At 39.2% G+C, this 13075-nt stretch carries 16 protein-coding genes; 3 read left to right on the forward strand and 13 right to left on the reverse strand.

Features of this window, described 5'->3' with window-relative positions; translation table 11 throughout:
- Window positions 1-31: 31 nt before the first annotated feature.
- Complete coding sequence (locus KZP23_RS21630) at window positions 32-220, reverse strand: AlbA family DNA-binding domain-containing protein (RefSeq protein WP_226333890.1); 189 nt, start codon at window positions 218-220, stop codon at window positions 32-34.
- Between KZP23_RS21630 and KZP23_RS21635 the strand changes: the two genes are divergently transcribed.
- On the forward strand, window positions 219-1292 hold the full coding sequence (locus KZP23_RS21635; protein WP_226333891.1) for an ATP-binding protein: 1074 nt from the start codon (window positions 219-221) through the stop codon (window positions 1290-1292). The genes KZP23_RS21630 and KZP23_RS21635 overlap by 2 nt on opposite strands.
- Before the next feature lie 597 nt (window positions 1293-1889).
- Here the strand turns inward: KZP23_RS21635 and KZP23_RS21640 are convergent.
- The 11 genes from KZP23_RS21640 to KZP23_RS21690 form a co-directional block, all read right to left on the reverse strand.
- Complete coding sequence (locus KZP23_RS21640) at window positions 1890-2393, reverse strand: DUF6169 family protein (RefSeq protein ID WP_226333892.1); 504 nt, start codon at window positions 2391-2393, stop codon at window positions 1890-1892.
- Window positions 2377-2538, reverse strand: coding sequence for a hypothetical protein (locus KZP23_RS21645; protein ID WP_226333893.1), 162 nt, complete (start codon window positions 2536-2538; stop codon window positions 2377-2379). The genes KZP23_RS21640 and KZP23_RS21645 overlap by 17 nt, the downstream gene beginning before the upstream one ends.
- A gap of 283 nt (window positions 2539-2821) precedes the next feature.
- A complete protein-coding gene (locus tag KZP23_RS21650; RefSeq protein WP_226333894.1) occupies window positions 2822-2974 on the reverse strand; it encodes a hypothetical protein in 153 nt (50 codons plus the stop codon).
- Between the two features lie 64 nt (window positions 2975-3038).
- The gene (locus KZP23_RS21655) at window positions 3039-4103 is read right to left on the reverse strand and encodes a hypothetical protein (protein WP_226333895.1); all 1065 of its coding nucleotides are present in this window, start codon (window positions 4101-4103) and stop codon (window positions 3039-3041) included.
- 261 nt (window positions 4104-4364) lie between these two features.
- Window positions 4365-4781, reverse strand: coding sequence for a hypothetical protein (locus KZP23_RS21660; RefSeq protein ID WP_226333896.1), 417 nt, complete (start codon window positions 4779-4781; stop codon window positions 4365-4367).
- Between the two features lie 388 nt (window positions 4782-5169).
- Window positions 5170-5406, reverse strand: coding sequence for a hypothetical protein (locus KZP23_RS21665; protein ID WP_226333897.1), 237 nt, complete (start codon window positions 5404-5406; stop codon window positions 5170-5172).
- 27 nt (window positions 5407-5433) lie between these two features.
- Window positions 5434-5655 carry a hypothetical protein gene (locus KZP23_RS21670; protein ID WP_226333898.1) on the reverse strand — a complete coding sequence of 74 codons (222 nt, stop codon included), beginning with the start codon at window positions 5653-5655 and terminating at the stop codon, window positions 5434-5436.
- On the reverse strand, window positions 5631-6080 hold the full coding sequence (locus tag KZP23_RS21675; RefSeq protein WP_226333899.1) for a DUF5675 family protein: 450 nt from the start codon (window positions 6078-6080) through the stop codon (window positions 5631-5633). Before KZP23_RS21675 ends, KZP23_RS21670 begins: the two co-directional genes overlap by 25 nt.
- Window positions 6081-6084: 4 nt before the next feature.
- On the reverse strand, window positions 6085-6831 hold the full coding sequence (locus tag KZP23_RS21680) for a hypothetical protein (RefSeq protein ID WP_226333900.1): 747 nt from the start codon (window positions 6829-6831) through the stop codon (window positions 6085-6087).
- A gap of 731 nt (window positions 6832-7562) precedes the next feature.
- On the reverse strand, window positions 7563-7763 hold the full coding sequence (locus KZP23_RS21685) for a hypothetical protein (protein WP_186758550.1): 201 nt from the start codon (window positions 7761-7763) through the stop codon (window positions 7563-7565).
- A 125-nt stretch (window positions 7764-7888) separates the two neighbouring features.
- On the reverse strand, window positions 7889-9439 hold the full coding sequence (locus tag KZP23_RS21690) for a terpene synthase family protein (protein WP_226333901.1): 1551 nt from the start codon (window positions 9437-9439) through the stop codon (window positions 7889-7891).
- Between the two features lie 343 nt (window positions 9440-9782).
- On the opposite strand from KZP23_RS21690, the gene KZP23_RS21695 reads away from it, so the two are divergent.
- Complete coding sequence (locus KZP23_RS21695; protein ID WP_226333902.1) at window positions 9783-10187, forward strand: MauE/DoxX family redox-associated membrane protein; 405 nt, start codon at window positions 9783-9785, stop codon at window positions 10185-10187.
- 1017 nt (window positions 10188-11204) lie between these two features.
- On the forward strand, window positions 11205-11477 hold the full coding sequence (locus KZP23_RS21700; protein ID WP_226333903.1) for a DUF6520 family protein: 273 nt from the start codon (window positions 11205-11207) through the stop codon (window positions 11475-11477).
- Window positions 11478-11539: 62 nt separating this feature from the next.
- Here the strand turns inward: KZP23_RS21700 and KZP23_RS21705 are convergent, their stop codons facing one another.
- The gene (locus tag KZP23_RS21705) at window positions 11540-12904 is read right to left on the reverse strand and encodes a RagB/SusD family nutrient uptake outer membrane protein (RefSeq protein ID WP_226333904.1); all 1365 of its coding nucleotides are present in this window, start codon (window positions 12902-12904) and stop codon (window positions 11540-11542) included.
- Window positions 12905-13075: the final 171 nt, after the last annotated feature.

Genomic DNA, 13075 nt, shown 5'->3' on the forward strand with positions numbered 1-13075 from the left:
CTATGTCCATTCAAAAAGTCCCACACAACTATCACAATAGAACCATGGTGTCATCAATTCCAACAATGCTTAATTGATCATTCACTCCAATGATCAGTTTGCCGCCACTTGTGTTTGAGAAAGCCACTATTGTTTTAGCGATACTTTCATTTTTTGGAAGGCTTTCTTTTAATTCGAGCGTTTTACTTTCTCCTTGTTGAATTTGATCGTTTAAGGGCATGTTATTTGAAATACAGGATAAGATCGCATCGATTATTTCTGACAGTTGTTTCCCTGGGATTATTCCTGATATTTACAGTGTAAACATAGACAACAAACTTGTCTTGGTTATTGAAGTCGTACGGGGAAACCAAAAACCTTATTACCTAAAAAACAAAGGTTGGGAAGAAGGATGCTATATTAGAATTGGTGCTACCAACCGTCTTGCAGATCCTACTACAATTGCAGAGCTTGAACGTCAAAAACATCATATAAGCTATGATGAGGAAGTATATTACGATCTTGAACTCAATAAACTTGACTTGTCCCCTCTACTTGATAAATTCAAACAAGCTGGTAAACCCTTAAATAGTGAGAAGCTAGAAAACCTAAAGCTGATAAAAACCTCCAATGACAAAATATATCCTTCAAATGCCTTGATGATTATTTTAGGAAAATTCCCTCACTGTACTATTAAATGCGCCCGGTTTAAGGGAACTACCATGGAGACTTTTATTGATAAGAAGGAGTATAGTGGGGATATTTTTACAGCTCTTGAAAACACCCAAAATTTTGTATTGAACCATATCAACCTCCAAGCCGAAATAAAAGGGCTATACAGGGAAGACAAATATGAAATTCCCATGGTCGCCCTAAGGGAGGCTTTGGTCAATGCGATTATTCATCGGGACTATGTCAACCAAGGCAGGGATATCAAAGTGGGTATTTTTGATGACATTGTAAATATTGTATCGCCTGGTAGCTTGCCCAATAATATAACCATGGATGATATTTTTAATGGTCGCAGTGAAGTTCGCAACAGAGTATTCGCAAATGTATTTAAGGAGCTAGGTTTGATCGAGCAATGGGGAAGTGGAATTAACAGGATCATCAACACTTGTAAAAGCTATGGGCTTCAGTCCCCAACAATCCAAGAGAAGAATGACTATTTTGACATTGAATTTATTCGACCACGGGTAACTTCATCCTCCCAGAATAGTAGTATTGAGCAAGACCAATCAATAAGACATTATTACGAACGATTACGAACGATTAGAGAAAGAAAAACAGACCATCCTTTTATACTTACTTGAAAAAGGAAAAATCTCAAGGAAAGAGGCTACAATCCTATTGGACTTAAAAAACACAAAAACTTACGAAATTCTCACTGAAATGGTAGACCAAGATTTTATCAAAAAACAGGGAAAAGGGAGAGCCACTTATTATATGCTTAGATGACTACCCTAATTTTGATCACCCATTCTGATCTCATATATCCGCCAAAAGCCCTAAATCCTCCACTAAATAGTTCGAATTTGCTCTTACCCCCAACTTAACCCATTTATAACCAATTGACTTACAACTGATTGCAAGGGTTTTTATTTTTCTAGTCACAAATAAGTCACAAAGTTTATTTTTCTTTTAAAAAATTTTTCTCGCCTCTATAATTTTACTCAAAATTCCCCAATTTCTTCCCATCATATTCTCAAAAATCCAACTTATTTGAATTGTACATTTCCTATTTTGACACTAAAATTCTTGGCCATTTTTCGAATGAATAAACCTCAAATTCCCACACTAAATCCCTCTATATTTATTGTACTTTTTTAACATTGACACTTCCTCTAAAATAAAAAGACAGCCTTTTAGCTGTCTTTCATCCTTACTTTTTACAAATAAATACACTAATACTATTCCAATTTAGAAGCTTCAAACTCTTCCATATTTGATTCAGCAAATTCCTTCAACTCTTCAAGATGAGGGTTTACTTTTTGAGTAACAATTGAAATATAGATTGTAATAAAGTATCCTTCACCTTCATTTAAAAGAGTAAAATCTAGTTTCTCAAACTTATCCAAAGAGCATTCCTCATACCATTTATTAAATAACTTTTTTCTAAAGTGCTCCTTTCTGTCAACACTATCACAGATAAAAATTATTGAATTTCTTTTATCTTCATTAAAAAGCTCTTCAAGAAATTTAACTATGGTATCACAAATTTTAGGATCAAATCCATTCTGCTCTCTTGTTCTATTTTCTTTGGGCAGAACAGAAAAAAATGAGAAATCATATAAAAAATCTCCGTATGGTGGAGTCAAAGATGATTTTTCCAATAAAATAACATAGGGTATTCCTTTGTCCGTAACAAAAGAATACCCTTGTTCTGATTTTTCTATTTTATAAAGGCTTGACAAACTTAATGTTTCTTTTTTCTTCGAGTTCTTTTAAATCTTTTCCCTCTCGAATATAAGAAACAATTGCTTTTTTATCTTCGACTCTTTTTTGAATGTAATCGAAAATTTTTGCGTTCTTTTCGGTTTTAACGATTACTTTTTCCATTGTGATTTACAATTTACTGGTTTTTCTGATAGCTAGTTTTTTAAACTACTGACCACCAACACTTTCATCAAGAAAAGTGCCACTCTTTTAATCTACAAATATACCACCTATATTTGTTTTGTTTAAACAATTTATAAATCTTTTTATAAAATAACGAGTTAAAACTTAAAAAATAGCCCCATAAAACACAAATTTCATCCCCTTAAAATTCAGGTTTTATAGTGTTAAAAAAGGGTTTTTAGCTAAAATAAGAAAGATAATTCACTATTATTTTGAAACCCATTCACCTCCAAACCACATTCTTCAACTTACTTGCAATTACAAACCAAGCTGTACTGGCAATACTTTTATAATTGGAAATCTCATAAGTCTCATCCCTTAAGACTGCATACCTATAACTCCCATCCTCTTCTTCAAACAACTTAAGATCACTCATTATTTGATTGTATCTACTGTAATCCCTAGCTCTCCAATAAGCGAGGGCAACACCAAAGCTTCCTTCAAACCAAACTGTATCTACAGCACTTGGATAGCCCCATTAATCCGAATAAGGTATAGCCTTTTGCACCTGTTTCTACATCCTCAACATAATAATACTGCTCTAACCTAACCAAAAGGTTTTGACCTCTCCTAGCCTCACCAGAAGCAGCCAAAAACAAATATCCCCAACTGTTACAATCAAGGGCATCAGCAGTATCTTTCGTATTGGTCTGAGCATCACTTATACCTTGGTAAAACCTCTGGTTTGCCTCATCCCAAAGCTCATTTAGCATAAGGTTCTTAACTGTATTGGCTTTATGCTTATAAACAGAATCCTTCAACACCTTTCCTGCCTGCTTAAGGGCAAAATAGCAATCAATGCAATGTTCTGTACTTATCCAACCAATGGAATAATTAGGATTGAACTCCTCTCCTTCATACCTCCCACTTCCTCCTGTAGGCAATCCTACTGGATTATTCTCTAAGGAAGCTATGTAATTAAGGGTATTAGAAATAGCTGTTACCAACTCACTCCTATTTTCAGGGCTTCTTCTGTATTCCAAATAGAAACCCAAAGCATAAGCCACCCAAGCAATAGCCCCTACTCTAAAATAAGCATCATTGTATTGATAGTTTGGACTTGAATGGTTTGCACCAAAAGGAAAAGCACCATTGAGAAATTGAGCTACCAAGATTCCTTTTACAATCTTATCAGCCAATTCAAACTCCTTTAAACCAGTTGCACTTAATAAACTCAAAGCAGCATCATATAAATAGTTTCTATCCACAAAAGGAGAATTATAAACATCTTCCTCTTCAGGTGGTATTTCATAGCCTCTAGGTAAATCAGCTTTAATTGGTGTTTCCGCTAAATAGGTATCATCACTAGGTCTATAAAGCTTGTATTTAATCAAGCCTTCATTATAGGTATAATCATAGCTAAACTGATTATTAAACGGAGCTAATATTTCAGCTTCTTTATAATCGGTATCAGTAGTTACAAACTTATGAATCTCCAAGTCTATCCATTTATCAATTGTATTACCATCATTTACCCAAGTAGAAACCACAAAAGTATTGACCACATCATAAAGCTCTAAAACAATAATCCCACTCTGTAAGCTGCTATCAATGGTAAAAGAACCATCACTTAATACATTAACCGTCTGAATTAGATAATCAATATCAGACCTCCTATAATACCTTATTTAATGGGTTCCTGTCCCTACAGTTTGACCTACTACATTTCCAGTAATTTCACCTTTCCAAGCATTTGTTAAAGCCCCATAAGAAGGACTTGTAATTTCTATATATCCATTCAACTCACTGTGATTGGCATTGATTCACTAATAAGCTTCCTTTATCAATTCTGCAGTTATCAATAAACCTTTCAGGAGCTGCAATATTGGTATAGTTGTTTTTGGTCTGGTACTGCTTTTTAAACTCCCTGACCTTATAAAGCTCATGCCTCCTTCATAAAAGGAATAATAGCCATACTGCTCAACCTTCAACTCAATCCAACTGCTTCCTAAATCAGTCACAGTAAAAAATAAAAACACATTTCCACCACTCGGATAAGGGCCACCACTGTCTATTTGGTTATTAATTTGAAACTGTCCATTCTGCTTATCAGGGTCTTTATCAAAAGGTGAAGATTCTATGATTACGTGCCTAAGATTATCAGGGACATCATCAATATTGATTCTGTTGCCTTCATTATCTGTAGCATAAAAATTATTTCTACCATCATCAATGGCCAACATATGGCAACAAATTTCTTTTGGACATTAACCTGATCACTATGGGAATACTAATCAAGGTTATGATAAACGAAGCCAGTATGACAAAAATAATATCCATCTAAACAATTAATTTCATGCAAATTATCCTTTAATATAACATAAAGCAAAAGCCCCGCCGTTTTAAATAAAAAACCTTCCTTAAAAAAAAAAGCCACCTCAAATAAATGAGATGGCTTTTAATAATTAATGGCATTTGGCATTTGGCCTTAAGCTTTCGCCCTTCCTTCTTTCGGCTTACTTCTTTCAGCCTGGAGCCTTAGGCCTTATACTTTCGGCTTTAGACTTACTTCTTTCAGCCTTAGACCTTGAGCTTTAAGCTTTTCACTTTCGGCCTTAGACCTTCAGCTTTTCACACTCCATGATCTTCCTCATTTTTCAAAGCGGAAGTTTCGGATACCGTCAGCTGACTTATACTACTTATCAATACTCCAGCTATAAACAGATAATCTGGCAGACTACCTAAAACCTTCATCGGTATACCATAGAGTGTAACAGCAGTAGCCACTATTGCCGCTCCCACTTCCTGCATCCTTTTAAAGAATGGTGGTGTAGGAGCCTTCAACCTTCTTATTATTTCCTTTTTCATAGATTATATTTAAATATTAGAAAACAATTATTTACCCGACACAAAACGGGAACCAGACTCCTCCAGCCCCATTACCTTTAGTAACCTGACCAAATCCACTTTGATAAAGCCCACTTCTGACTTTAGTTGATGCATAGCTGCCTGAACAGCCCTGAAATCCCTGTGAAGATAGTGCAGGAAATAAGCGATGATGGAAAGGAGGGCTGATACCAGCCCTCCTAGCCCTACCAAATAGATGCTTCCGTCCATGATCCCTCACCCATACACAAATTGAGGCCTTCATTTACATCACTATAAATTTCCAATAATACCTCATCTTCTGATTGGAATAATTCATGGAGCCTGTCCCTAAGCTTTAGAAAAGCAAGTCTGGAAAAACTTCCCTTCCCCTCTTTTTCTATGCCGCTTACCGGACAGATATAATTGGATGGCACCTCTTCCTTCTTTAATGGAGAAAACTGGCTCACTAGCTTACCTTTCAGCTTGCATATGCCATAACTCCACCCGCCCATTTCTTCATAAAGGAGACCAAGTCGGTATATCCCTTCAGCAATACACGGTAAGGATGGGTGGGCCCTACTGGCCTCCAAAACCTGGCAAATTGACTTCCCTTGAAGGGAAATTTCACCATGGGTGGCCGTAGGCCAGTAACTCCGTTTCAATAAAAGCTTCATGGCATTATACCACTTCGGTCAACAAAATCGAAGCAGCATTATGCGCTCCATTATTCAATGGATACTCCTGCCCGTTGACCTCTTGGATAAACTCCACCCCTAGGACATATGCCTTATGGGATTCCGTTAAGCCTGATTTGTCCACACTCAGGGACAATCCCGTTACTGGATCTCCTACTGGAAGTAATCCAGAATCAACAGAAAAGGAGGATCTTTCCTTGCCGGTCAAATCCAAGCTCACCCCAGAGGCAAAGATTTTAAAATGTGTAGTGCCCTCAGGAATCATCAGATGGTCTGCAGGATTAAAATCTGAAAAACCCACCTCTAAAGATGCCGCAGCATCCGTCATGGAAAACTCCATGTACAGCGTAGATGCCAACCTGGTCCTTCCGTTGATTTCAAGTCCGGTCAGCAAACTCCAATCCCCTTCAGTTACTTTACGGTCACCCCGCTTATTGACCGGATCAGTCTTTAAAATTTTCAGCATGGCACTGTAAATCCGATTATAAAGCCTGGAATCGCTGGCTTTCAACATCACATCCCTGAAAGTATCCTTTAGGAATTTGGCCCCATCTGCTGCGGTGGCAAATTCCCTAAGGTTCTCTCGGGTACGTGCATACTTGGGATCACTCATGATCCGCGATTTGCTTACTCCACCTTTGGCACGGGCAAAATACCCATCCTTGGTCTTATAAAAAGACAGCGCTCCCACTGCCCCATTTAGCGTAATAATACTTGTTTGTTTAGCCATTTCATTGACGTTTTTAAGTTAAACATACCCGATATTGCCCCTTTCAAACCAGTATTTCAAATGAACATGCGCATCCTGCGTATTCTTCGCTTTTACCCCTTCCCCGCACCCCGATTCCCGCAAAATCCGTCATTGCAAAGGATCCGCCCTGTCTGACGGCTATGCCCGGAGGGCAGGCAATCCCGTCTACCGAAGAGGAGATGGCTTCACTGAGCTACCATTAACAGTGACGTGAATCAAAGTCACTCGCCGCGGCGAGAGGATCTCTTTTCCTAATCGTTACTGGAAGAAATGCTTTCCCGATAATCGGGACAGGCTCTATCGTCAGCATGACATCGATTTTAAGCGCACGTTATACAACCCTTTTATATTTGAGAAAATGTTGGTTTCTCGCAGTGACGTACCCCCTCTTTCTTCTTTACTCCGATCCTGATACTTAAATCTTGATACTACATACCCCGTACCTCCGACTCAATCCCCACGACAATACTCCCTACTTGATACTAAGTACTAGCTACTCAATACTAGATACTCCCTACTTCTCTAGTACATACCTTGGGGATACCTTGGGGATACGTTCCCTTTTCGCTATTTTCCAAGAAATCATGGTATTTTTCTAAGACACTCCACAAGACTAAAAAATCCCCTCCACTTCCTTCCCTCTCCGCTCTTCAATTCCTCATTTTACATTCTTCATTTCTCATTCTGTCTCCGGTCTACCATCTCATGTCTCAATCTATATACTCCATCACCTTCTCTTCGGGAATTCCACTAAATGATGAAAACTCTGAAACAGTAATATATTGCTCTGGCCCCTTATTGAGCAAGCGCCTGATCTTGGCAATTACCTCTTGGGCATGACGAATACTCCTTCCAGTGAGCAACTGGATATCCTTGGGATAAATCACACATCGTTTCTTTTTACGGAACATGCTGTTTCATTTTATCCATGCCTTTTAGTACTTGGAGATTGAATCTTTTCCTTGCAATAATATGCTGCCCAATCGGAAAAATCACCCCTTGAAAAATGGAGTATACGCTTAGTTATATTAAGTGATTATGATGATACTTTGCTTTTGTTCCTGTTACTCACCAATACCTTCCCGTACCACTCCACCCATCCGCCTACCTGGGCTTCCACCAATAGCAAAAAATCCTTTATTTTTTCTGTATCTTTTGGTCTTAATCCCATAAAAATTTCAGTCTTTATTATTTTCATGGAATCCAGTACACTATGGTAATCATCCCATAATGACGACAAGGCCTCCTGCTTATTGGTTTGATGTATACGGGACAATAAATTCACCAGATTATGGGGCAGATCCCAAAAGTCATCTGTTTCAGTTACCAGAATCTCATTGGACAAGGACACTAACCTGACAGCTTTCAACATGTATTTTTCAAGGCCTTCATGATAGCTATTAAGTACTTGCCATTGCTTACCTGCCACCCATTTCAGTAATTGCATACATAGAAGACCTTCTGAAAAAGATTGCCTTAATGACTGGAATAAAACCAAATCAGTCTTATCCACATATTCAGTACTTTTCACCTTCCAACCACGCTCTTCTATATAACCTTCTACCAGTTGTCTTATCTCTGCCCAAACCTCAGCATCCATCTTTTGAAATGCTTCTTCAACCAAATCTTTCATGGCAGAATAGTAGGCCATCAACCGGGGAATAGGAGATTGGAAATCTTTCCCGCTGATAGCACAATGGAGTCCTTTTCTTATTTTTTTCCAATAAATTCGTCCATCTCCGGAGGGTATTTGATACATGTATACATCTATGGAGGTAAGCAACATGATCAGCTTTGCGGACCAGATAATCTTCTCCTGATCTCCCCGGGGAAAAAGGAAGGATACCATATATGCCAAATTCATCCTTTCTACCACTCGACTACTGTTAGCATCTACGAAAACAGAAAAAAAGCTACCCCAACTGCTCATAGATTGTTGTATTGCCACCCTATTACTATTTCTCATCAAGCGGAAACCTAAAATATTCATCATCGTTTGATGAATCCTTAACTCTTTATTACCTCTAAGTTCATCATAACGTGAAATGGTCTTGGCAGATACGCCCACCAATTCTGCAAAGCGGTTCTTGGTAAGCCTGGGTTCCAGTTCTGCATGGGCCCCTCGTATGATCGAAATAGCACGCCCATATGGAATACCGTTCAAGCTGTTCCAAAAATCATCTTCTTTCTCAAATGCTGCATATAACTTCTCATATAACACCTTGAAATCCGGCATATCCCCTAAGATATTTTTTATTTCTGCAACCGGAACACTGGCTATCATGGTTTTTTCCAATGCCTCTATCGAAAATGGACTCATTTTATCCAGCTGGTAATTACTCCTGTCCAACACCAAACCGGGAGAAGAAAAAACCTTTTTCAATTTCCCATGTAAGCTCATCCCGGCCATCCCCTTCATAACCAACAAAATATACATATCCTTCCTTCTTTCACTCCTGATCACCTCCATTTTTCGATAGGAATGGAAGGATATAAAATCCTGTACCAACAAATACCTTTCCCATGCGATCCACTGAAATGGATCAAGCATACTTTTTAGATCTCTCAAATAAGTGACTTTTTTCATATCCGTATTTTATTTCAAACAATAGCACCATCCCGGCCTTGCTTCCGGTCGTAGGTAAAAATCTATCCAAAAAACGCTGGAAAACTTCTTTACTTTCCCCCTATATGATGGCTTCAGCCCCCTTGCTTATACTAAATCTAAATGATAACCTTAAATCATGTCAAGTTTTTCAACTATAAATTAAAAAAAGAATCATTTTTTCGGACAATGTCCATAATCGTATAAGACATTTCAATATTAAACACCCAACTATTTGACATTTAACTTATTACAAAATAAACTTTGATAAAAACATTAAAAATACAAACAACAAAATAGAAGATTTTCCCATTTGTACACCATCATGAACTTAACCATTCGCCATATCATCAACTCTATTTTCATATTATTATGGACCTATACAGGTCTGGAAAAGCTCATTAACTGGGATACCACTTATAACGCTTTCCATAACCAACCTTTTCCTTCCAAGCTGGCCGAAATTCTGGTCTATTCCATTCCTGTTACGGAACTGCTATTGGTACTGATATTACTTATTCCCCAAAGCAGGAAACCGGGACTTCTTCTATCTACCTTATTGATGACCGTATTTACCACATACATTGGTTTGGTATGGATGGGCGCCTTCCCCAGAGTCCCCTGCACTTGTGCCGGATTTATCGAGTCCATGTCTTGGGAAGGACATTTTCTGTTTAACATGGCATTGATAGTATTGGGGGTAGTTGGAGTATTGAGATCTGAGTCTTGAATCGTGAGTCTTGAGATTCTGGAAAATAGTTGAGTCTGGAGGCTCAAGTTTAATCGTCCCGCAGTACAACTGACGGGACAACGGAGTGAGAAATAGTTTTGCTACTTTGCCACTTACCCCGAAGGGGTAAAATCTACGTAGACGAAATCGCTAAGGCAAATCCACACGACCCTGAAGGGGTCGAACAAAGTCCCATAAAGGAAACTGCATGGATATAGGTAGGCATGAGTATTGAGAGTCTGGAGACTCAATCTTAATCGTCCCGCAGCTCAGCTAATGAGACAACGGAGAGATGGGACAACAGCGCCTAACATTTAGAGAATGTAACAAACAGGATGTCAATTGTAAAAAAAAGGCTCCCCGACGGGGAGCAATTTAGAAAGCCCCGGGCAAGCCTGTGCCGACCGGGGTAAAAGGAACACAAAGGTTCATGGCATTAGCAGTCAAAACAGATTGCAGCGAATTCCCTTTTCCGCTAATGCCGAAGACCGTTAATGGTGGATTTCAAAACATGTCATCTCTAGGCATCACAGGATCTCTTCCAGTAACATAATACCTGAGAAGTCGAATCGTAACCGTCATTGCCTGCCTGCAGCAGGTAGGCGAAGGATCCGCCACAGCGGAGACTGCGGCAATCCCGTCCTTCGAAGGTGAGATTGACCTTCACCGTGGCATGTGTCCTCACAGTCCAACTCAATAAATGTAAATTAGTCCGGTCTGTGGGAACACAGACCGCGGGGAAGAGACATAACTTGAAAAAAAATAGTTGAGTCAGAGACTCAAATTTAATCGTCCCGCAGCTCAGCTGACGGGACAACGGAGTTACTGGCATCATTGCGGATAATCAAAAAACATAATATAAAAACACTGCCCGATTCCATGGAGCCGGTATACTAGGTGGAATCAGTACAGGCTTCTGGCAGTAGCAGGAGAATGCCGAAAATCCTGAAAAAGAGTAGGCAAAAAGCAACCATAAACGTTAAGGGATTTTGATCGTTAAAAATCCCATTTTCAAACATGAAAAAGCTAATAAAGAATATGCCACTGCTGGCCTTTGTGCTCGCGGCGGCAAGTGCACTGGCATTCAATATGCCTCAGGCAAATGAACCGACTAAAGTATTCACTTGGAATGACCAGACCATGGAATATGATGAGATTACCCATCTTGAAATTGGAGAGGATTATGTTTGCAACCCCTCTTCTGAAGAATGCAGGGTGGAATTCTCAAACGATAATCCAGATACTGGCGTCAAGAATGTATTGACCAATGGGGAATTTACAGAGCTTTAGCCTAAAGAATTAAGTATTAAGGTAAAGCCAAGGGAAAGTTTCCCTTGGCTTTCTATGCTAGCTCACCGTGGGTTTTGTTTTACCCCACTTCTTCTTATTTCATCATCAGGAATCGGAAAAACATATTTTAGATCATTGGGCGCTAGGCTGATCACTTCCCCATTCATTTCTCTAAATAATGTCTCCTTTAAATCCACTTCTTTATTTAACCTCCTCAAATCAGTCCATCGCGTACCTCTACCCACCAGTTCTTTACGCCGTTCCTCTAAAATGGCCTCAAATAGTTCTTTATCCTCCAAAGAGGAATAATCTGGCAAGGCTTCAGGGATATAACGCTTATTCAGTAAATCCATCAGCAAGGATAATGCACCTGTCCTATTCCCTTTTCTCACCATGCATTCCGCTGCTGTCAATAGGACTTCTGGCACCGTAATACCGGAAAACCAAACATAATTTCCGGAATAGCTTCCTACTAACCGGTATCTTCCATCATCGGTGACATCAAAAAAGGCCTTTTTGCGAAGATCACCTTCTTTATACTGATCTATTAATTCCGGAGAAATGCTCACTTCGGAATTGGTCATAAATGAATAGGTCAATGAGGTACTATGAAAAATCACCTCTTCATTGAAAACATCAAATGGCCTTCGTTCATCCACATCAATATAGTTATAATCCATTATATCGGATTTCAGGGCCAAAGCTGATAGGGCATTTTCTAGGGCAAGATCAAAGTCCCCCATTTCTAAAAACACCTTGGACAAAAGCGAAAGTGCAGCCACTTGCGTAGGCCTTGTGGGAATGGCAACAGAAAGGGGTAGTAACTCCTTTGCTTTCACCAAATCCCCAATCACCTTATTATAGGATTCCTGCAAGCTTGCCCTTGAAGGCGATTCATTGACATCCGGAGAATCCTTTAAGATAATTCCTAGGGTATCTATTCTGGAGGCCTGATCATACGCAGGCGCATATACTTGCAAAAGTTGATAGTAGGCAATTGCCCTCAGGAACAAGGCACTTCCTTTTATTTCATTATACTGGGATGTTTCAGCACCCTTATAATCCCTTAGTTGTTCCAAAACCACATTGGCATAAAAGACCTGTTCATAGGTATAATTCCAATCATAATTAGGCATTCCCTCATAAACCTCATCAGCCCATAGATAGGCATTTCTCTCTACAGGCTGACTAAGGTTCAACAGCCCTTCATCAGTAATAACAAAGTCATCTGCTGCTATCTGTGGGATACAGGGGCTAGTATTAAACAGCTGGACACTATTATCAAGTAATGCCTGCATATCCTCCAATGTATTGGGGACTACTATATCCTTATTGGGCTTCTCCTCTAAAAAGGATTCGCATGAAGTCAATAAATGAATGATGCTGATGATCATGATGCTGAGTATGGGGTTGATTTTATGTTTCATATTTATAGTATTTTGTCGTTAGTATTGAGCCTGCCTGGCGTCAGACAGGTCTTGAGACTTGTTTTCGGTAGCGAGGTCGTATCATATCCGTCATTGCTTCTCCCGGTGAGCCGGGAGAAGCAATCTCGTATTTTCCCCTTCCTCCTGCCCTACAGGCTGGCTACTCGCTAA

The sequence above is a fragment of the Echinicola marina genome (assembly GCF_020463795.1).
GTDB classification, from domain to species: Bacteria; Bacteroidota; Bacteroidia; order Cytophagales; family Cyclobacteriaceae; genus Echinicola; species Echinicola marina.